The 20,795-nt window shown below is 45.3% G+C and carries 19 protein-coding genes; 6 read left to right on the forward strand and 13 right to left on the reverse strand.

The window, feature by feature from the left end:
• Positions 1-12: 12 nt before the first annotated feature.
• Together J0K78_RS15120 and J0K78_RS15125 are read right to left on the reverse strand one after the other, a co-directional pair.
• Positions 13-261: a YuzB family protein gene (locus J0K78_RS15120; RefSeq protein ID WP_146818124.1), complete on the reverse strand. Its 249-nt coding sequence runs from the start codon at positions 259-261 to the stop codon at positions 13-15.
• Positions 262-294: 33 nt separating this feature from the next.
• Complete coding sequence (locus J0K78_RS15125) at positions 295-1,227, reverse strand: bifunctional riboflavin kinase/FAD synthetase (RefSeq protein ID WP_206947793.1); 933 nt, start codon at positions 1,225-1,227, stop codon at positions 295-297.
• A gap of 140 nt (positions 1,228-1,367) precedes the next feature.
• Between J0K78_RS15125 and J0K78_RS15130 the strand changes: the two genes are divergently transcribed.
• On the forward strand, positions 1,368-1,907 hold the full coding sequence (locus J0K78_RS15130; RefSeq protein ID WP_206947794.1) for an HD domain-containing protein: 540 nt from the start codon (positions 1,368-1,370) through the stop codon (positions 1,905-1,907).
• Between the two features lie 40 nt (positions 1,908-1,947).
• Here the strand turns inward: J0K78_RS15130 and J0K78_RS15135 are convergent, their stop codons facing one another.
• The 3 genes from J0K78_RS15135 to J0K78_RS15145 all read right to left on the reverse strand — a co-directional run bounded on the left by J0K78_RS15135 (position 1,948) and on the right by J0K78_RS15145 (position 6,128).
• Complete coding sequence (locus J0K78_RS15135; RefSeq protein WP_206947831.1) at positions 1,948-3,441, reverse strand: UDP-N-acetylmuramoyl-L-alanyl-D-glutamate--2,6-diaminopimelate ligase; 1,494 nt, start codon at positions 3,439-3,441, stop codon at positions 1,948-1,950.
• 267 nt (positions 3,442-3,708) lie between these two features.
• Positions 3,709-5,775: a heavy metal translocating P-type ATPase gene (locus tag J0K78_RS15140; protein ID WP_206947795.1), complete on the reverse strand. Its 2,067-nt coding sequence runs from the start codon at positions 5,773-5,775 to the stop codon at positions 3,709-3,711.
• Between the two features lie 14 nt (positions 5,776-5,789).
• Positions 5,790-6,128 carry an ArsR/SmtB family transcription factor gene (locus J0K78_RS15145; RefSeq protein WP_206947796.1) on the reverse strand — a complete coding sequence of 113 codons (339 nt, stop codon included), beginning with the start codon at positions 6,126-6,128 and terminating at the stop codon, positions 5,790-5,792.
• Positions 6,129-6,331: 203 nt separating this feature from the next.
• Here J0K78_RS15145 and J0K78_RS15150 point away from each other — a divergent pair, with 203 nt between their 5' ends.
• A complete protein-coding gene (locus J0K78_RS15150) occupies positions 6,332-6,991 on the forward strand; it encodes a type 1 glutamine amidotransferase domain-containing protein (protein ID WP_206947797.1) in 660 nt (219 codons plus the stop codon).
• Positions 6,992-7,027: 36 nt separating this feature from the next.
• Here the strand turns inward: J0K78_RS15150 and J0K78_RS15155 are convergent, their stop codons facing one another.
• Entirely contained in the window at positions 7,028-7,258 is a 231-nt protein-coding gene (locus tag J0K78_RS15155) for a hypothetical protein (RefSeq protein WP_160916094.1), read from the reverse strand.
• Between the two features lie 160 nt (positions 7,259-7,418).
• Here J0K78_RS15155 and J0K78_RS15160 point away from each other — a divergent pair, with 160 nt between their 5' ends.
• A complete protein-coding gene (locus J0K78_RS15160; RefSeq protein WP_206947798.1) occupies positions 7,419-7,838 on the forward strand; it encodes a VOC family protein in 420 nt (139 codons plus the stop codon).
• 46 nt (positions 7,839-7,884) lie between these two features.
• Here the strand turns inward: J0K78_RS15160 and J0K78_RS15165 are convergent, their stop codons facing one another.
• From J0K78_RS15165 to J0K78_RS15185, 5 genes are all read right to left on the reverse strand, one after another.
• The gene (locus J0K78_RS15165) at positions 7,885-9,009 is read right to left on the reverse strand and encodes an NAD(P)/FAD-dependent oxidoreductase (protein ID WP_206947799.1); all 1,125 of its coding nucleotides are present in this window, start codon (positions 9,007-9,009) and stop codon (positions 7,885-7,887) included.
• A 485-nt stretch (positions 9,010-9,494) separates the two neighbouring features.
• Positions 9,495-9,713, reverse strand: a complete 219-nt coding sequence (locus J0K78_RS15170; RefSeq protein WP_206947800.1) for a hypothetical protein — start codon at positions 9,711-9,713, stop codon at positions 9,495-9,497.
• 62 nt (positions 9,714-9,775) lie between these two features.
• On the reverse strand, positions 9,776-10,159 hold the full coding sequence (locus tag J0K78_RS15175) for a carbonic anhydrase (RefSeq protein WP_160916087.1): 384 nt from the start codon (positions 10,157-10,159) through the stop codon (positions 9,776-9,778).
• Positions 10,160-10,242: 83 nt separating this feature from the next.
• Positions 10,243-11,952 carry a DNA-binding protein gene (locus J0K78_RS15180; RefSeq protein ID WP_206947801.1) on the reverse strand — a complete coding sequence of 570 codons (1,710 nt, stop codon included), beginning with the start codon at positions 11,950-11,952 and terminating at the stop codon, positions 10,243-10,245.
• A gap of 91 nt (positions 11,953-12,043) precedes the next feature.
• Complete coding sequence (locus tag J0K78_RS15185) at positions 12,044-12,976, reverse strand: MBL fold metallo-hydrolase (protein ID WP_206947802.1); 933 nt, start codon at positions 12,974-12,976, stop codon at positions 12,044-12,046.
• A gap of 358 nt (positions 12,977-13,334) precedes the next feature.
• Here J0K78_RS15185 and J0K78_RS15190 point away from each other — a divergent pair, with 358 nt between their 5' ends.
• Positions 13,335-13,691, forward strand: coding sequence for a hypothetical protein (locus J0K78_RS15190; protein WP_206947803.1), 357 nt, complete (start codon positions 13,335-13,337; stop codon positions 13,689-13,691).
• A gap of 106 nt (positions 13,692-13,797) precedes the next feature.
• Here the strand turns inward: J0K78_RS15190 and cydC are convergent, their stop codons facing one another.
• Together cydC and cydD are read right to left on the reverse strand one after the other, a co-directional pair.
• Positions 13,798-15,507 carry a thiol reductant ABC exporter subunit CydC gene (cydC, locus tag J0K78_RS15195; protein WP_206947804.1) on the reverse strand — a complete coding sequence of 570 codons (1,710 nt, stop codon included), beginning with the start codon at positions 15,505-15,507 and terminating at the stop codon, positions 13,798-13,800.
• Positions 15,504-17,231 carry a thiol reductant ABC exporter subunit CydD gene (gene cydD, locus J0K78_RS15200; RefSeq protein WP_206947805.1) on the reverse strand — a complete coding sequence of 576 codons (1,728 nt, stop codon included), beginning with the start codon at positions 17,229-17,231 and terminating at the stop codon, positions 15,504-15,506. Before cydD ends, cydC begins: the two co-directional genes overlap by 4 nt.
• Positions 17,232-18,435: 1,204 nt before the next feature.
• Here cydD and cudC point away from each other — a divergent pair.
• Entirely contained in the window at positions 18,436-18,990 is a 555-nt protein-coding gene (gene cudC / locus J0K78_RS15205) for a choline uptake/conversion transcriptional regulator CudC (protein ID WP_206947806.1), read from the forward strand.
• Positions 18,991-19,146: 156 nt separating this feature from the next.
• Entirely contained in the window at positions 19,147-20,736 is a 1,590-nt protein-coding gene (locus tag J0K78_RS15210; RefSeq protein ID WP_206947832.1) for a high affinity choline transporter 1, read from the forward strand.
• Positions 20,737-20,795 lie beyond the last annotated feature (59 nt).

Genomic DNA, 20,795 nt, shown 5'->3' on the forward strand with positions numbered 1-20,795 from the left:
TCTTCTCCTGCCTTATTCAGCGTAAATCGCTAATTCTTCTTCGATTTTTGTACGGATTTTCTGTAAAGCTTCTTCAGGTGTTTTTCCAAACACCCGCTGATTATTGACTAGGGCGTACGGACGGAGGGCACACATGCCACAGAAGGACAGGCATTCACTGATGAGTACCGCCACTTCCGGGTATTCGGATTCAATGATGCTCTCGATATCCATTTCATTGATCAAGTTTCCATCACAAACTTCAACAACGACAATTCCCATGGTGCTTCCCCCTTTCTAAGATGTCAGTATCGTTTATAATCCTAAAATTGCACGAGCATTCTTTTCATCCTGATGCATTTGTTCAATCAATGCATCCATACCGTCGAAATTCTCTTCATTGCGCATGTGGCGCAGGAATTGGACGGTCACTTTGTGGTCGTACAGGTCACCGGAAAAATCCAGAAGATAAGCTTCCACTTTATAGGAATCACCATTGACCGTTGGACGATAGCCGGCGCTGATTAACGTGTAATAGTATTCCGGTGCTTCCTGGACTTTTTTCACAAGCCCGAGATAGACCCCTGGTTTAACTTTGACATATTCCTCAATATCTCCGATGTTTAATGTCGGAAAGCCTAGTTGTCGTCCAAGCTGTTCGCCTTTTTCCACGACCCCTGTGATTTCAAAAGGTCGTCCGAGCATCGCTTGAGCGGCTTCCATCCGTCCTTGAGTCACATGAGTACGGATATCTGTACTGCTTACTTTTCGGTCGTGAAGCTGGACACCCGGGACAATCGAAACATCAGCACCGATTTGCTGGCACAGCTCGGCCAGCCCTTCAGCGTCAGATCCTCTCCCTTTGCCGAAACGGAAATCTTCCCCGACGATCACATGACGGACGTTCAACCGGCTCAAATGCTGAAGCACGAATTCTTCAGGAGATGTCTTTGCATATTCTTTTGTGAAATGGACGTGATAATAACGATCGACACCGAACTGCTCCAAGCGGGTTTGGCGATCTTCAATCGTTGATAATGAATATTTGTATGATTCATCACCTCGCAGTACCCATTTTGGGTGATCAGAAAAACCATACACAGCGATTTTATCTTCCTCTGTGGCCAGCCTTTCTGCCTCCTGTAGAAGAGACTGATGCCCTAAATGCACACCATCCATTTTCCCGATGATTAGAACGACGGGCTCTGAGTTGTGAGGCGGTTGTCCTTGTACTTCAATCATTTCCATTTGCAAAGCATCCCCTTCAACCTGTTGATTAAACCTATTAATTATATAATATCCATTCTTATTTAATCAAGCTTTATCACTTTTTGCAATCATTCTGCCCCTTTATTTGTTATGATGAACAAAAAAAGGGCGTGTCGTCGATGATTGAAAAAGCAAAGGCATTTGCAGCTAAAGCCCACGAGGGGCAGAAGCGTAAAAACTCCACGGAAGACTATGTCATCCATCCCATCCGGGTTGCGAACCTCTTAGAACAAGCAGGATTCCGTGAAGAGCTGATTTGTGCCGGCTACCTCCATGATGTGGTCGAAGATACCATCTATACCCTCCAGGATATTGAACGTGAATTCGGAAGAGACGTGAGAGGTTTCGTCGCAGCTCATACGGAAGATAAAAGCAAGTCATGGATGGAAAGAAAACAGCACACGATTGAAACCGTGTGGAAAGCTCCGTTTGAATTGAAAGCGTTAATTGTAGCCGATAAGCTGGATAACTTACGCTCTCTACAAAAAGACCTCGCCACCTACGGAAATGAGGCTTGGAAAAACTTCAACGCAGGTGCTGAAGACCAAAAATGGTACAACCAATCCATCGTTGCCGCCATGACAAACGAACGGAATCCTGATGAGCTTCCGAATTACTTCTATGAATACAAACAATTGGTTGAACAAACGTTTGATTAACGAGAAAAACATCCAGCCTCAGGTCCGGAGGCTGGATGTTTTATTGAGCGACAGATGGAAAAAAGCTTTCGATGATCTTTTCATCTGAGTGAGGAATTTCTTCACCTTTAACAATCTGCGAATTGTTGATGCAGCCACTTGTCAGCAGGATAATATCCCCTTCCTCTCCTAACTGCATGGATTTACGAACACCTTCTTCTCTTGTGAGGGTGGGATGAATATTCAAAGCCGTTGGATTGCTGAACCCTGTCATCACCTGATCAACGATGGTTTGCGGGTCATGATAGCCGGGGTGATCGACCGTGACGATCACTTCATCCGCTTTTCCTTCAATTGCTTTCGCCATCTTCGGCATTTTGTTGAAATCACGAATTCCAATGCCTGCGATCATGACGATCAAGCGTTTGTGTTCAAGTTTCTTAACTTCTTCCAACAACCTGTTCAAAGCTACGGGGGTATGAGCATAATCCAAAATCACTTTTTGCTTGAGAGGTGTTTCAATCACCTGGAATCTTCCTTCCGGTCCTGTCAAAGTTGGAAGCACGTCCAACACTTCCTCCCAAGAATAGTTGAGATGGAAGGCTGTAGCAATCGCAGCCAGAACGTTTGCGACATTGTAGGTGCCATAGACGGGAACGAAGACTTTCTTCGTGTCTCCCTTATAGGTAAGGTCAAAAAGTGACCCTTTTTCCATAACCTCAATGTTTTCTGCTGACAAATCAGCCTCTAGGTGACCCTCAATACTGTATGTCAGAAGGCCATCCTTCCCCATCGCCAACAGTTCCGATGCCATTCCGTCATCATCAATATTAACGACACGGTGGTTCGCCTGTTTGAACAAACGCATTTTACATTCTCTGTAATGATCGATTGTTCGGTGGTATTCCAAGTGCTCTTCAGAAAAATTCGTATGAACGGCCACATCATACTGAATGCCTTCTACCCTGCACTGATCGAGAGCAATCGATGAAACCTCCATGACCGCCCCTTCATCATCCAGGTTTCTTAAGTCCCGAAAAATCCGGTGGAGATCCAGGGACTCAGGTGTTGTTGGTGTGCTTTTCTTATAGTGTAATTTCTGTTTTGATGACCAAATGCCCGTCGTGCCGATCGAACCAGTCGGAAGACCAAGTAATGTCAATAGAGAACGGATATAGGCTGTAACCGTCGTCTTGCCATTCGTTCCGGTGACCCCAATGGTTTTCAGTTCATCATCAGCAAATCCGTAGAAATCCTTTGAAAAAACAGACATGACGGAACGGACATTGTCTACAAGTAAGAACGTTGTGCGGTCATAGATCTTTGAGAGCTCCTCCAATACCTCTTCATCACTGCCAATGATTGTGGCAGCTCCCAGGCCTATAGCTTCTTCGATATATTCATGACCATCAAAGTTCTCCCCTTTTAAACAAAAAAAAGCGGCTGCTGGTTCGACTCTTTTTGAATGAAAAGCAAGAGTTCTCACCTCTTGTTGAAGGGGGCCGTAAATATGTCTGATATGAAGTTTTTTTATATGTTCGAATTGTATCTTCATAGTCATTATCCTCACTCTTTATATATGGTTTATCGTCGTCTTTTCGTAGCAAAAGTATGTATGGGAGACGGGTGGTTTTGACGGAAACACAGCCACAATTTACCGTACGTCCATAAGGCCCTCTTCCCTTTATCCCCCTGCTCACAAACCCAAAAGACACACACAAAACAAAAATGGTTCACCCTGACTAGTTTTCTTCCAAATAAAACCACACCAGGTCATCCAGTATTTGGATGACCTGGTGTGAAAAAAGGGATCTATATATCATCATTTATCTTTCATGAGGAGGATGGTAAGACTGATGAGGGTGACAAGAATCGTTGCGCCCATATCAGCCAGAATGGCGAACCATAAAGTGAGCCACCCTGGAATGGTTAGAAGAAGGGCGATCACCTTCAAACCAAGGGCAATTCCGATGTTCCATTTGACTACGGCATTCACCCGTTTCGCGATACGGAAGGCATTCGGCAGTTTACCGAGGTGATCCTGCATGAGCACGATATCGGCGGTTTCAATCGCACTATCCGTTCCTTTCCCCATCGCAATCCCTAAATCAGCCATTGCGAGAGCAGGAGCGTCATTGATTCCGTCTCCAATCATGGCGAGTTTGGAATTTCTTTTTAATTCATCGACTTTTTCTACTTTTTGATCGGGGAGAAGCTGCGCATAGATATCAGTGACGCCGATTTCTGCAGCCACTTTTCCAGCCGTTTTTTCGTGGTCACCCGTCAACATGATCGTGTGCTTAATCCCCAGAGAATGGAGACGCTTCATCAGGGTTCGACTTTCTTCCCGCACTTCATCTGCCACTCCGAACATACCCAGTACTTCTTTTTCATCCGAAACGATAACAAGGGTGAATCCATCTTCTTTCAGCTTGTCGATGTCTGCTTTTACATCCTCTGAAGGGTTGAGATGCGTAAGCGTCTGCTCGCTTCCCACGTAGTACGTCTTTTCTTCAATGACCGCTCGAACGCCTTTCCCAGGAATCGTATCCACAGAGGAAGGTTCCAAAGAATTTGCCTGTTGAACACGAGAATCTTCTAAGATCGCTCTCGCAATTGGGTGAGAGGAATTTTTCTCAACGGCTTGAGCAACTGAAAAGAAACGCTTCTCCTCATAAACATTCACAGCATGAACTTTTGGCTCTCCTTTTGTCAGCGTACCCGTCTTATCAAAAGCAATGCTTTCAATTTTTCCAAGTTGTTCAAGAAAGGCTCCCCCTTTAACGAGAATGCCGTTCCGAGCATTTTTCGTAATCCCGGATAATATAGCAATGGGTGAGGACAAAATCAATGCACATGGGCAGCCGACAATAAGAACCGCCAATCCCTGGTAAAATGAACCTCCCCAGGTGGCAGAGAAAAGCAATGGTGGAATGACCATGACAAGACCGGCAATCACCATGATTAATGGGGTATAGTATTTAGCAAATCGATTGATGAAGAGCTCTGTCGGTGTCTTTCTTTCCTGCGCTTCCTCAACCAACTGGAGGATTTTAGCGAGAGAAGAGTCATTGTAAGCCTTTGATATTTCAACTTTCATCAACCCTTCATTATTAATGCTTCCTCCAAAAAGCTTTTCTCCAGGCTTTTTGTCTACTGGAAGGGATTCTCCTGTGATTGCTGCTTCGTTCACGGAACTGTAACCTGCCATGACCACACCGTCTGATGGGATTTTCTCGCCCGCTTTAACAAGGACAAGGTCTCCCTCATGCAGTTCTTCAATCCCTACGATTTCTTCCGTTCCATCTGCGAGAAGGCGAGTCGCTTGTTTGGGGGCGACCTTCAATAATTGTTCCATTGAACTCCGTGCCTTTTCCATTCCGAGACCTTCCAAATATTCATTCAGCCCGAACAGAATCGCTACAAGGGTCGCTTCTTTCCATTCACCGATGGCCACAGCTCCGACGAGAGCAATCGTCATCAGCGTATCAATATTAAACTTCAAACGGATTAAGTTTTTCAAACCTTTCCAGAATGTCTGGTAACCACTAATCGCAATCGCGGCCAAATACAGGCCGATCATAACGAAAGGAGCAACCCTTCCTTCCAATAAAAACGTTGCGCCAAAGATCAGCGAGGAAATAATGACGAGCTGCTTCATGTTCGGACCATGACTGTGATCGTGTCCGCCCTCATCATCGACAAGAGAAGCCCCGTCAGATTTCAGAATCCGGCGTACTTTCTCCATATCAATACCGTCATGAACTCTTAATTTACTCGATGAAAACTGAAGTTCAGAACCTTCCCCATGATGGAGCTTACGGATTTCGTCTTCCATCTCTGCTGCGCAGTTCGCGCAGGATAAACCTTGCAGTTTGTATTCCTTCATTCTCTTTCTCCCCTTTAATGGTGAAGAGCGTGGTTGATGGTTTGTCGCAATAGATCGATGACGTGTTCATCATCGTGGGAATAAAATAATGTCGTACCTGCTCTTCGATACTTCACTAAACGTAAATTCTTTAGAAACCGCAGCTGGTGGGAAACGGTCGATTGGCGAAGTTCTAATGTATCAGCGATTTGATTTACGGACATTTCTTGTTCACATAGTAAATGCAGGATTCTGATTCGTGTCGGATCAGAAAGCGCCTTGAACGTCTGTGAAACGACGAATAATGTTTCTTCATCCAGTTCACTGGCATGCTTTTTTTCCTGATCTTCTGTTTTATTTTTATCTTCACTCATGAATTCGACACCTTCCTTATATGCGCATATATTCATATATACACTTATCGTATGCGCCGCATGCCATTTTGTCAATGTGTGCTCGCCCATGTTTGATTGATTTAAAAACGGGAAAATTATTTTATGTGCGACAAAGCAGAATGTTTGGCACTGTCAATTTTCACATATTACAATGACACCCACTACCAAAAAGGAGGACAATCATGTCTAAAAAAGTACTAATGGTCGTTACGAACCACGAAAAGATTACGGATGAACAGCCGACAGGGCTTTGGTTATCCGAATTCGGTGAAGCCTATAATGAGTTCCAAAAACACGGCTATGAAGTGACAGTAGCAAGTCCGGAAGGCGGCCGTGCACCTGTCGATCCAGGTAGTGTCAGCGAAGATGAACCACAGGAGATTTTAGATACAAAACCACATTTAGAAAATACCACGCCGATTGCAGACGTCGAAGCCGATGACTACGATGCGATCTTCTTACCGGGCGGTCACGGAACCATGTTCGACTTTCCGGATAATGAAAAACTTCAAAAGCTGCTTCGTAACTTCTATGAAGCGGATAAACTCGTCGCAGCCGTCTGCCATGGTCCCGCAGGGCTTGTCGGAGCTACCTTGTCTAACGGTGAACCACTAGTCAAAGGAAAACGCGTCAATGCATTCACTGACGCCGAAGAAGTAGAAACAACGCTCGATCAACACATGCCATTCCTGCTTGAAAGTAAGCTGAATGAGCTGGGAGCGACCTTTGTGAGCGGTCCGAACTGGTCCGAGCATTTTGAAGTGGACGGCAACCTGATCACCGGTCAAAACCCTCAATCCACAGAAGTCGTTGCCAAAGAAGTCGTGAAACAACTGAATTAATAGGTAAAGGGGTCCTGTGTTGCAGGACCCCTTTTCTTATTCATCGTCGTCTTTCCAACGGCCGAACAGATACGCGTACAGCTTTTGAGCTACACACACATATGAAACGAGCCAGAGGATCAACAAGCCGATGACGATCAACCCTTTGATCCACGTCAATCCAGTAACAATAGTATAAATCGATGTTCCGAATAAAAGTAGACTGACAACCACGTGCAGGGCAGCGGATGACAGGATCTTAAAACTATTGCTGATCCAGGCAGGCATATAAAATCACCTCCTGCTCTACTTTATGTGATAGAGAAGAATCAGCTTGTACGTTTTGATAGATTCTATAAAAAAGGGCACTTCACGGTGACCCACCCATAAGTGTCTGGGCTATCGTTATGTTAAAATGGTTGGGAATTTGCTATAGAGGAGAATGAACGTGGAAAAGAAACTGGATCACATTGGAATCGCTGTCCGCAACATCGAAGACAGCATCATCTTTTACACCAACGTCCTTGGAGGCACATTAATTGATCGTTACCGTAGTGAAGCTGAAGGAGTAGAGAGTGAAATTGCGATTATTGATATTAAAGGGGACCGTACAGAATTATTGATGCCGACGAATAATACGACCTCCCCTATCGCTCGTTTCATTAAGCAAAAAGGGAAAGGGGTTCACCACATAGCCTATGACGTCGGCGATTTGGATCAAGCGCTGAAAGACTTAGAGCAGGAAGGCATCCGAACCCTGGAATGGTCGTTACGGACAAATAAACACGGACGCCGCCTCATCTACTTAAACCCGGCGGATACAGAAGGAACGATTATCGAGTACTGTGACTACCCTGAAGAACCATAAAAAACCTTGCAGCTTTATCAGGCTGCAAGGTTTTTCAGTAGAGACATCATTCAGATCCCAGCGCTTCGGATACATCATAATCTGCAGGATCAAGCTCGGTATCTTTTCCAAGTACCAGCCGGGCAAGCTCCGCACCCACGTATGGACCGGATGTAAGTCCAGAAGCTCCAAGGCCATTCGCGACATATAAATTCGACCACTCAGGAATACCACCGAAAACAGGGAGAGACCCTGGTGTAAACGGCCGGAAACCGACACGCGTTTCAGCAAACGTGCTGTCGTAAAGACCTGGCGCGACTCCGAGTGCCTTATCAAACACATAATGGAGACCACCTACAGTCGATCGCCCATCAAAACCTGCATCCGTTTCATGTGTGGCCCCAATGACAACACGACCGCCTCCGAAGGAAAGCATGTACTGATTATTCGGTGGCATAATGACAGGCCAATCTCCCGTTTCTGTATCAGGAAGGTCCAAATGGACAATCTGTGCTTTTTGAGGGTGGACTAGAAAGTCAATGCCCAACGGCTTTAGAATCGGTTTCGCCCATGCACCAGCTGTCACAAGCACTTCATCCGCTTCATAGCGGACGCCGTCCACCTCGACAGCGGTAACCTTCCGACCTTCATGAATCAGGCTAGCATCTCCTTGTATCCTTTGAACCCCGAGTTTCTCAGCTACTCGAAGAAGCGCATCTCTCAACTCACGTCCATTCACGCGGGCCGCACCACTGACGTGAATTGCATCGTACCCATCCGCGAGCGGTGGGAACATTTTCTTTGCTTCTTCCGAGGAGATTCTTGTGATTTCACCGATTTCAGGAGCGCCGTCTTCTCTTCGCTTCAACGCGCGCTCCATAGTTTTTTCTAATTTAGCTTCATCTCTTTGGAGACTGATTGCCCCTACGCGGCGATAGCCCGTCCGGGTTTCTCCTTCCGCTTCCAGCTCGCGAATCAATTCTGGATAGTACCGGGCACCGCCTTTGACAAGGCGGTACCATCGCTTGTTGCGCCGTTGAGCGAGCCATGGACAGACAATTCCTGCTGCTGCTTCTGTCGCCTGTCCCTCATCTTTACGGTCGATGATTTTTACGTCGACGCCTTCTTTTGCTAAGTGATAAGCAGTGGATGCACCCAGCACTCCACCGCCGACAACGATATATTTCTTCATAGGTAAACACCTTTTCATTCGTATTTTCATTTCCATGACCATTGTATAGAAAAAGAAACCTCCACTCAAATCCCTATTCAAGTGTATGGCAGGTTTCTTGAAGACTCAGTTTCGAGATGATTTTTGAGTGGATGGGGGCGGAGGGAAACGGTGAGACTCCTATGGGACGTGTGGGACAGGTGTGACCCCGGAAGGCATAGCCTGAGGAGGCTCACCGCCCGCCCCATGGAAAGTGTTCAAATGCGGAATCGTCCTGGTAGACACGACTGGCATAAGCAGAACAGCAACGGAATGTGTTTTTTATTCCTTTGCTGTTCTGCTTATGACGCGAGTGTCTGGACGATGGAGCTAGACGAACCTTTTCCCGGAGCCCCTAGAATCACATGAACATCTCGAAACTGAATCTTTATGAAAAGGGAGCTTTAGTGGAAGAAGAGTGGCATAGGTAAACCCCGGAGTGTAGACTCCGGGGTTTGGGTTTGAGCTTATTTATTTAAGTTACACAAATACTTATAACAGGCTTCAAGGTCGCCGACGCAATCATGAACCCCATCACTTTCAATTTCTATTAAAGCAAAAGGATTCAACGTGATGGTATAGGAGGCGATTCGTATACTCGGGTTCTCCTCCGTTAAATTCTGCAGTTCTTCATAAACCGGATCCCGCTCTTTTTCAACGAAATCAAACCAGCTCGCTTGCTCCATACCGCCACTCCTTCGCGAATGTTCTACTTAAGAACTATTCGCCATAAGGAAGAAAAATCCTCTTATTCTGTGATCACTTCTACTTCCCACTGGTCGTTGACGTATAAACCAATGGCATCCACATTGAATCCCCAGGATTTCACAAGCTCTACAGATTCCTTAATTTGGCCGGCTTTGACATCACGGTCTACAGGGTTACCAGCGCAATTGTAGTGGCCGACAACAGCGACAACGCCGGATCCGTGCTTGTCTACGGAAATGCCAATTTTCGTTTTGACAGCGGCCAGCTGATCTTCAGAGCCTTCCAGCAAGAACTTGGTCGGGCCTGCTTCTGTAATCATGTCGATATATTCCGTGCCGTAACGTTCCTGCATCCAGTGGATAACGGGAAGCTGAACACGTCCATCCATACAATTGATTGCTGTTGCAAATGTTTTTTCTGCCATAAAAAATCCCTCCAACTAGTAAATTCTATATATATTTTATCATAACAAAAAAGCAGCAGGAGCGGGTGTCCTGCTGCTTCTCATTAATTGATGCCCTGAATCTGCATCTCTTCTACTGTGGCTGTGCCATTCTCGCGGATACGTGCCTGAATAGTCACTTGGTCTCCTTCTTTCAGGAAAATAGCGAGAGGGGCTTTGCTGGTGTTGACCGTATAGATGGTCGTTTCCCCTTCTAATAAAAATTGAACAGACTGCCTGGAGTCGGTGGAAGTCACAAGAACCCGGTTGATCGTTCCTGCCTTTTCGGTCAAATCGACACCCTGGCTTCCCTCTACGCTGCTCGGATCCTGGGCAATTTGCAGACGGTAGGCGTTCAACGTCTGCTTGGCTGTATCTCCGAAAACGGCAAAGTCTGAATCTGCTGCCTTAATGTACGCATATTGCTTGAACAATCCGTTTGGATCAAGGACGTTTACGATCCATGTCGGGTGGCCATCCACGTTATAGAGCACCGGCATCGTTCCTGTCCAGTTCTTCTCTGGATACTGTTTGTTGACGATCTGCACAGCTCCTTTACTATCCATAATTCCCTGGTTCTGCTGGCCGTTGTAATAGGTAAGGTCCCCTGTCCGGGCATTGATTAACGTATAACCAAGGGCAGAATCGATATTTTCTTTCGGCGAAGCCATATCTGTGAAGTAGAACATTTCACCTGCTTCATTGAAAATCGGTGTGACACTGCTCTCAGTGCCTGACTCATTCGGGATCTTCACATCTTTTTTCCCAAAGATCGAATTCAGCCAACCATTGACATATTTACCGAAGTACTCGTTTTCAATGGCTGCTAGTTCAGAGCTTACTGATCCTTCAACGAAATCGGGAGCATTGGAAGAGTCGAAGGTTTCGATGTCACCAGAGACTGGATCGACAATCGCCACTTTGATATCGTTCATGTCGGGGCGGTTGGAAAACAGAAGTGGCTTATAAATCGTTTGAACGTACCACGGTTTCCCTTCATCATCGACTTCAATCTGTGCATCTCCACTCTGGATATAATCCGGATGCTTCCCATAAACGACACGCTGCACATTATGATTGAAGAAGCTTGAGTTCGTGTACCTCATTTTGCTTTGAACAAACTCCGGCTGTGCATTGATGTTGGTAGCTGCAATCGTAAAGTACCCTTCCGTCTCTTTTCCTCGCAAATAACGCCAGAAGCTTGAAAACTCGACGGGCGCTACATAAGTGATCTCCCCATCAATTTGCTGGGCCTGCAGTTTTCCTAAATCATAGAATTGTGTATTCGGAACAACACTCATCGCTTTTTGCACTTTGTTCCTTGCTGACTCAGGTGCAACAGAGATCGGTGTATTTTCCTCATTCAAAGGACGGGCTTCCTCTTCCTCTGATTTTGAAATGCTGTCATAGCTATCCTGTAAAGCTAAAATGCTGTAAATGAAAACACCAATGACCGCGACAGCTACTCCCAAAATAACGATGCCTGAAAGCGACCGATGCATCGTTTGATATTGCACCGGCACTTTGGCTCCTCCGTACACTAACGGCACAAAAAGCACAGCGACAATCACATTGAGAATCAACATATTCGGCACTGTAATCGTCGGCATGAATGCGTAAACGACGAAGAACATGACGATGATCCCGAATACCAGGACCCCCACTGTGGTTTTCATGATTTTCTTTCTTCTCATTCGATTTTTTACATAGACGATGATCGACAACGTCAAAAATAACAGAAAAGATAAGACCGTTGTCATGATTATTCCAATCATTATGTATCCCCCTTCTTTCTCCATATTCCATACGTTTGAATACAGCGTTATGTTTCAATTATATGTGTAACCACGAGAAAAAGCAGAACAATTACGTTCTGCTTTGCCTTTTCAAATAGTCAGTGAGACCCATGGAACAAACTTCTATATCCAGTTTCAGAATGTCATAGACCTTGTGGGTCTGTGGAATTCCTTTTTCCTCTAAATAAGACGCCACTCGTTCATGAAGCCGCTGTTGAACGCCCTCAAGCCCTTGACCTTGTTCTAAAGCATCCTTCGCTACACTCACAAAAACAGGAATCCAGGCACTGACTTGGTCAAACGTTTGATCAGGAGCTTCTGTCTTCCCAAAATGACCGAAATAGAGACAAGAAGGATTCATATCTCGAAAACGATCGATGCATTCAAGCATCGCATCCGGATCGAACTGGTTGGGTGAAGTCGTTGGTAAGTAAAACGTCAATCCATGATCTTCTGTCTGATGATACCGAATCCCTGCCGTATCCCCTGTGAAAATTCCATTGCTGAGCGAATCATAAATGCCAAGGTGGTGCTTGGCATGCCCGGGAGTGTCATAAAACGTGAGTGTACGTTTTTCTGAAAGCGTAAGCGTGTCTCCCTCTCTTTTTGCTTCCAGGCGATCTTCCGGTATAGGGAGAATGGGATCAAACAATTCATCAAACGCTTCTCCATAAACCGCCTTCGCTCCTTGAATCAAACGCGAAGGATCGGCAAGGTGCCGTTTTCCTTTTTCATGGACGATGACCTGTGCGTTCGGGCATTCCTGTAAAAGCAGACCCGCTCCACCCGCATGATCCAAATGGATATGTGTCAAAATTACGTACGCTACTTTTTCTTTTGGAATCTTCAACTCTTCCAAACCAACCAGGACTCTAGGAACCGAAGGACTCGGTCCCGATTCTACTAGCGTAATGTCATCCCCTAACAACACATATGTACCTGTCCGTCCTTCAAACCCCATATCGTAGCCATCAATCAAAAACACATCATTTCCTAAATCCATCGGCGCTCTCTTTTTCAATTCCTTCACCTCACCTTATGAATTATCTCTAGTGTACTAGAATTTAACAAATAATGATAACGCTTTCTTTAACGGGCATGTTTCTTTTTGTTGATTCACATTAGCTCCCAATTGCGGAAGACTCAGTTTCGATACATTTTTTAAGTGAATGGGGGCTGTGAGCATTAGCTCGCTTTCCCCGGGAGCGCAGTGAACCTCCCCGGCGCTCCCCACAGGAAAGTATTCAAATGCGAAATCGCGATGGTAGACACGACTGGCATACCCTTTAACAACTCATATGAAATGGATTGTCACACTTTTGGGCTGGGTGAATATCATGGATTTTGAGGAGTTGGTTAAAATGACAGAAGAACGAAACATGCAACAAGGTCATACGCAGCCTTCCTATGAGCAGTGCAATAAAATGAAGTACTACCATGTTATGGTCCAAACTAAGGATGGACGCAGTTTTGATGGAATCATCACTGACGTGAATCATGATAAGATGACGATCTTAATAAGTGAAGACGTTATGGTCGATGAGGATGGCAATGCTATGGAGGAACGCCAATACGGTTATGGACGCCGGCGGGCACGCCGTTTCCGTCGTGAAGTCCTTCCAATAGCGGGACTAACTACTTTGGCGTTATTCCCCTACTTCGCACGCCCGTACCCCTATTACTACCCTTACGGATACGGATACCCTTACTACTACTAAGCGACCCATGCTCCCGTCGCGACCGGATGTTCACTTATCTCAATTACATGGAAAAAATTACCGTACCAGGTCATCCATATTATGGAATATCCGGTACGGCATTTTTTTATGTGTGGAAGATATTTTTTTCGATTTGTTTCATTTCGTAGAAGTGCCCCTGCTTTTGTATGAGTTCATCATAAGAACCCGCTTCTACGACTTTCCCTTCTGCCATGACGATGATCTGGTCCATCTTTTCCAATCCGCTCAAGCGGTGGCTGATGAGCACCACTGTATCCTGTGACGCGCGTTCATACAGGTGATCGAAAATCATCCGTTCGGTCAGAGCATCGACAGAAGATGTCGGTTCATCAAGCAGCCAGAGGCGCTTACCTTTCAGAAAAGCTCTTGCTATGGACAGGCGTTGACGCTCCCCACCTGAAAGGTTCTCTCCTTTTTCAAAAACCGGTTGGTCCAGGTCAAATTCCAATCCGACTTCTTTCAGCACGAGCTCCATCTCTTCATCTGAGAGATCTTCTCCGGCAAGTTTGAGGTTTTCACGTATGGTCCCATAAAAATAATGGTTTTCCTGAAGTACGACGTTGCTGTTCTCCCAAATGCTCTCTTCTGATAGATCCCTAATATCCATATCGTTGACCATCAGCTCACCCGCAGACGGAAGTTGGAATTTCATGAACAGTTGCAAGAGTGTTGATTTTCCCGATCCACTGGCTCCGACGATGGCGGTCTTACTGCCTGCTGGAATCGACACATTCACATCTGTCAGGGCCTCTCTTTCTTCGTCGGGAAAACGGTAACTGACATGAGAAACCTCCATGGCAGGGACAAGATTCGGATCAAGGTTATAGGATCCTGATCCATGATCTTCTTCCTCCACAATGGAAAAAAGACGCTCCGATGCCCGCTTGCTATCATCAAGGTGGCTTGGTAGAACAGCCATTGGTGCTGCGTTTTCAAAAACGGTCAAAGAAACCATCACGAGCATGGCAAGAAACAACCCGTTCAAATCTCCTTCCGCCACAAGAACAGCCCCAAGACCTGTAACAATCCATGAGACGAGGAGTGTCGCAAATGTGTTCCAGGAGTGACTGGAAAGCATCTGACGACTGTCCCGCTCATCCTCTCGAATATAATCTTCGGACGACTGCTGCAGCTTTTCTTTCTTCTCTTCAAGCTGCTGATAGATTTTCAGATCGCGAAAACCGTAAAGCCATTCCGCCGCTTCGGTCGATAACTCCCCGCGTGCCTGTCTTACACGACTGGCTAGTTTTCGCTGTTTCACCGTGTACCAGGCTGGAATCAGCAGCCCTGTAACGATGAGGCCCAAAAGAAGAACGATGGCTATAGAAATAGAGAAGATGGATGTGAAAACAATCGTCCCCAGGAAGATGATGACAAGGACGACTGGTGGATAATACACACGCAAAAAGAAGTTTTGCAGACTCTCCACATCGCCCACAATACGTGAAAGCAAATCTCCACTCCGGTATTTCTGAAAAATTCTAGGAGCATGAGGTTCTAATTTTTTATAAAAAGCAAGCCGCAGGTTACTTAAAATCGTAAAGGTTGCCCTGTGTGAGAAATACCTTTCCGCATAACGCCCGAGTGCTCTCGCAAATCCGAACAGCTTTAAGAAGGCGATGAGCACCGTCAATGCATACAACGGAGGGATGAGGGCCGCTCTGGATATTAAATATCCACTGGCGCCAAACAGTCCGACCGCCGACATTCCGGCAAGAAAACCAAAGACGATGGAAAGCACAATGTCCCTTTTTTCCAATGCAACTAAACGGATGACTTCCTTCATTTCTTTCATGCGGAGTCCCCTCCTTGCTGGACGGTCACCATATCCCTGTACTCTTTCACCGTTGTCAGCAGTTCTTCGTGTGTACCTTTTCCGATAAGGCGACCACGATCGAGCAGCAGAATCTGATCGGCCTTTTTGATTGTATGCAGACGGTGAGCAACGGTGATGATCGTCGCTGTCTTCGCAAGCTCTTCCATAGAAGCTTGCAACACCCGTTCTGTTTTCAGATCCAGACCTGTGGTCGGTTCATCAAACAGAATGACGGAAGGCTTTTTAAGAAATGTACGCGCAAGAGCGAGGCGTTGTTTCTCGCCTCCCGAAAGTCCGCGTCCCGCTTCTCCAACCGGGGTATCGTACCCTTTTTCCAATGAAGCGATCAACTCAGAAATCCCCGCCTTCTCGGCGGCCTCAAAAATTTCCTCTTTGGAATGATTCCCTCGTCCGCCAATGGCAATGTTCTCAGCAATCGTTCCAGAAAATAAATAGGGATGCTGAGAAATGTAGCTTACCTGAGAAAACCATTCTCTTTCCTCATAGTCAAAGAGAGAACGATTATTGATTTCGATAGCTCCTGAGGACGGTTTAGCAAGGCCTGCTAAAAGATGGAGAAGCGTTGATTTTCCCGATCCGCTTTTACCGACGATGGCGACTTGATGATAAGGCGTGATGGTTGCTGCCAACCCCTCCATCGAAAAACCTTTATCGTAGGAAAAGCTTACTTGATCGAGCTTGATCTCAGGAGGCTGGCCCTCTTCAAGCTTTCTTCTTCCCCACTGAATCTGCTTTTCTTCTTTTTCAACCTCTTCTGAAAGCAGGTTTGCCGCACCCGAAGCACCTCTCCCCGTATGAAAGGCACTACCGAAGTCTTTCAACGTCAAATAAAATTCCGGGGCAAGAATGAGAATAAAAAAGGCGGTAAAAAAGGAAACACTCTCATAAACGACGAGCCGGATCGCAATTTCTAATGCGATCAGACCGATACTGAGCATGGAAATGAACTCAAGCATCAAGGAGGAGACAAAGGCGACTTTCAAGACTTCCATGGTGGCATCACGGAAGCCGAGGCTGCTCGATTCAATCTCTTCTTTTTGCTGCTTGGAACGTCCGAAAAGCTTTAATGTCGTCAAGCCTTGAAGTGTATCAAGAAACTTCCCGGAGAACATGTTCAACTTCTCCATCTGTTCTTCTGATTTCTTTTTTGTCATCACACCAATAATCGCCATAAATAACGGGATGAACGGTGCGGTGATGACCATAATCAGTCCTGAATAGATATGCTGGGTGAAAACCACGACAAGGATCATCAATGGAATGATCATTGTCTGGATCATTTGTGGAATATAACTGCTGAAATACCCATCAATCTCGTCCACGGAATCCATCAGTACACTGACTTTCCGTCCCGACTGCCCTTGTAAAGAAGCTTGAACGGGATTGCGGGCGTACTTTTCAATAATCGATTGACGGAAATAACGCTTCGCTTTGGAAGCAAGCTTTACGCCGGTACGGCCGTTCAGCCATGTGAACAGCGTCCGTCCAGCCAGCACAAAAAACAATCCTCCAAGAAGGGGAAGGATATCCTGAAAACGTTCCTCACCAAGAAAAATCCGGTCGACGATCGCCACAAAAAAATAGGATTGACCAATGATCGCAGCACCAATCAACACGGACGTGAGGACCAACAGCATGAAAACTTTTCGATCTGAGAAAGCTAGTCTGCTGAGGTGCTTCATTTATATAAAAACTCCTTAAAAGCCATTTTGTGAATTAATTCACATTATCATCATTATAATTCATGAAGCGGATGATTGCTAAAATAAATCTGATGATTCTATGACAATTCTATATCATCGTCCCCTTAATAAACAGCTATCATACTAACCGGATGGGCACATTTTCTCTATCTTTTCCCTCTATGTAATGATGGAGACATTTCAATGTGTGCGAGCATCTCCTTTCCTCTTTTGATAATCATCAAAAGTCCACATATTCGAATCCTTCGATGCCAGCGAAGAAAGCGGTCCTATTCAATACATTTTCACAAGAATTGATGATATAAAAAACTGCAGGGGGCTTATCCTGAAGGATTGGGGCGTGTTTGATCATGTTTAAAGTGGGGCTTGTGCGTTTTGTTTCCTGCTCATGTTTCCATCTGTGCTGCAACCATAGGAAAAGTAATCTACTCCAGGTCAGTCAGAGCGTTGTTTTATAAGGTAAGAAATTGTTTCAAGTGAGGATGAATGCGGGGAGCGCTGAGCATTAATCTGCAGCTTTAACGACGTATGGAGGGTGTCGTGTATTTTTCCAATGTTATCGTTCTTCTTTTCAAATTTACTTTCATAACTTTTGTGCTTAGAAATTATTTTGCGATGCAGAACGCAGCAAAATTCACCGGTTATAAATTTTGTTTTTTGCGGTTGCTTGACCAGTGAGAACAAGCCAGACCATATATAATAGAGTGAGCAAGCAAAACGTCCTCCTCTTTATTTTGATTGTTCCAATCCTTAAGGCAAGATCTGCAGATTCTTCCGGGAGGTGTTAGTGATCCCTTATACTTTATAAAGTTCTTCCTCGTTTCTCCCTTTCCATGACATCTGAAATTTCCAGTTGTGCTACTGAACATTATCAGCCCGCATTAGATACGGTTGGATTCACAATTCCTTCAGTAACCCACCCTTAATTTCTTCTCCTCTAAGATATCGTTAATTTTGTTAATAAAAAATTTAACTTTTTGAATACTTTTTACGTTAACAAGCCTTTACAAGCTTGTCAAAGTGAAATTTTTTTTAAATCGCCTATAACCTATGAGATGATAGGGCTTAAGGCGATTTTTTTCTAAAATGGATTTTGACAAGCGATTTTTATTCGTTAAGATAAAGTCTGTAAAGAAAAAATTTAATAAAGTTAATTGCTTTTACGCCTGTGAGGAGGTTTTTAATGACAAATCATCATGAAGAAAGCTCCCGACAGACCATTGAGCACGCGAAAGGACTTGTGATCGATTCCATTGCGGAAACGATGGATTTGTATGGAGTGACCCGGAGTGCAGGGACCTTATATGGGACGATGTACTTTGAGGATGATATGACGTTGGATGAAATGCGTGAAAAACTCGGAATGAGTAAGCCGAGCATGAGTACAGGAGTGAAAAAGCTCCAAAATTACAATATTGTGAAGCAGACATTCCGAAAAGGAACGCGCCGGCAGACTTTTGTCGCTGAGAAAGACTTCTTTAATTTCTTCTCCAACTTTTTTACAAAGAAGTGGTTGAGAGAAGTTAAAACCAACTTGGACGCAATCAAACATGCTCAGAAGGAATTGAAAGATGTCATGGAGGATTCAGAAGCGGACGAAGTTGTAAAACAAGAAGCAGAACAAATCTATCAGCAACTCGAAGCATCCAAACCTTATTACCATTGGCTGCAGAAGCTCGTCGATTCTATTGAGAGCGGAGAAATTTTCGATTTTCTTCCTGCCGACCAAGAAAAATAAGATACTGCCTCTCTAAATAACATTTCAGCTGATTGTTATTCTAGGGAGACGTATGGACTTTATAATTTACAGAATATTCAGATAATAACAAAAGGAGTGATGTCATTGCAATCGAATCAACATACATCTTTTTTCGCTAAAAACAAAGCCGCCATCATGCTCGGGACACTTTTAGGTGTTTTCGTCCTCTATATGGCCCTCACTAATGAAAACATTCAATGGGGCGGATTTATCGCCATGATTGTTTTCTATGCCCTCGTCTATTACATCGGTGCAGTCTTCGCTACAAACAAATCCGGATCTCTAGCAGACATGATGGTCGCAAACCGCAGCTTACCCCTTGGGATCGCCATGTTCACAATGGCCGCTACATGGGTCGGCGGCGGTTATGTCAATGGTACAGCAGAGTTCACTTACAGCGACGGTCTCGTTTGGGCACAAGCTCCATGGGGGTACGCATTAAGCCTGATTATCGGTGGAATTTTCTATGCACGTAAAATGCGTCGCTATGAATTCTTCACCATCATCGATCCACTGGAACAACGTTTCGGTAAAAAAATGGCCGGTGTCCTGTACATTCCTGCCCTTCTTGGAGAAATGTTCTGGAGTGCTGCGATTCTAACGGCTCTCGGCACAACATTCGGTACCATTCTGAACATTGACTTTACTACATCCATCATCCTTTCTGGAGTCATTGCCATCGCCTATACCGTAGCCGGAGGCATGTGGGCAGTCGCCTATACGGACGTTTTCCAAATGGCCATTCTATTAATCGGTCTTATATTAGTCGTGCCCTTTACTTTAGGTCATGTTGGCGGCCTTGAAAACGCATGGAGCAACTATTCCGTAGAATTCGGATCTTACGCCAATCTATTTCCACCTTTGAATGGATGGCAGGATCCCGCCTGGGGCAACTGGTTCTGGAACTGGATCGACTATGCCCTCCTTCTTATCTTTGGTGGTATTGCGTGGCAAGTATATTTCCAGCGTGTTCTTTCTGCCAAAAATGAAAAAACAGCGATGTGGTTATCCATCACCGCAGGAATCATCTGCATCATTGCAGCTATCCCTGCTGTACTAATTGGAATTGTCGGTGTCAATATGGACTGGGCAAGCATGGGACTTCCAACTCCTGAGAATCCAGCAGTTATTCTGCCGCACATCCTTAGATATTTAACACCTGAACTCGTGTCCGCAATCGGACTCGGAGCGCTAGCGGCAGCAGTCATGTCTTCCATGGACTCTTCCATTCTTTCAGCCTCTTCCATGGCGTCCTGGAATGTGTATCGTCCATTAATCAAACCGAACGCAAGCTCTGAGCAATTGAAAAAAGTGATCAAGCGCACAATCATCATCGTCGGTGTTGGAGCTATGATCATCGCATTAAATGTGAAAAGTGTTTATACGCTGTGGTATTTAGCATCCGATCTTGTGTACACCATTCTTTTCCCACAGCTTACGATGGCTCTCTTTTATAAGAATGCGAACCTTTATGGATCGATCGCCGGCTTCTCTGTTGCTTTATTCCTTCGTTTAGGTGGCGGTGAACCTGCGATGGGACTACCGGCATTCCTGCCGTATCCAATGATCAATGCTGACGGGATCGTCCTGTTCCCGTTCCGTACACTTGCCTGTATTGCAGCGTTCGTCATGATTTTCGTAGTATCTGAATTAACAAAGAAAAAATGTCAGCCGATGCCTCTTCTCATGCCAGAGGAGAGAGATCAGGAGAAAAAGGCTTCCTAAAACCAAAAGCGCACCTATTGCTGAATGGGTGCGCTTTTTTATCTGAACTTTCCATCTGA

It is taken from the genome of Halobacillus sp. GSS1 (genome assembly GCF_017307035.1).
In the GTDB taxonomy this organism is placed as follows: Bacteria; Bacillota; Bacilli; order Bacillales; family Halobacillaceae; genus Halobacillus; species Halobacillus litoralis.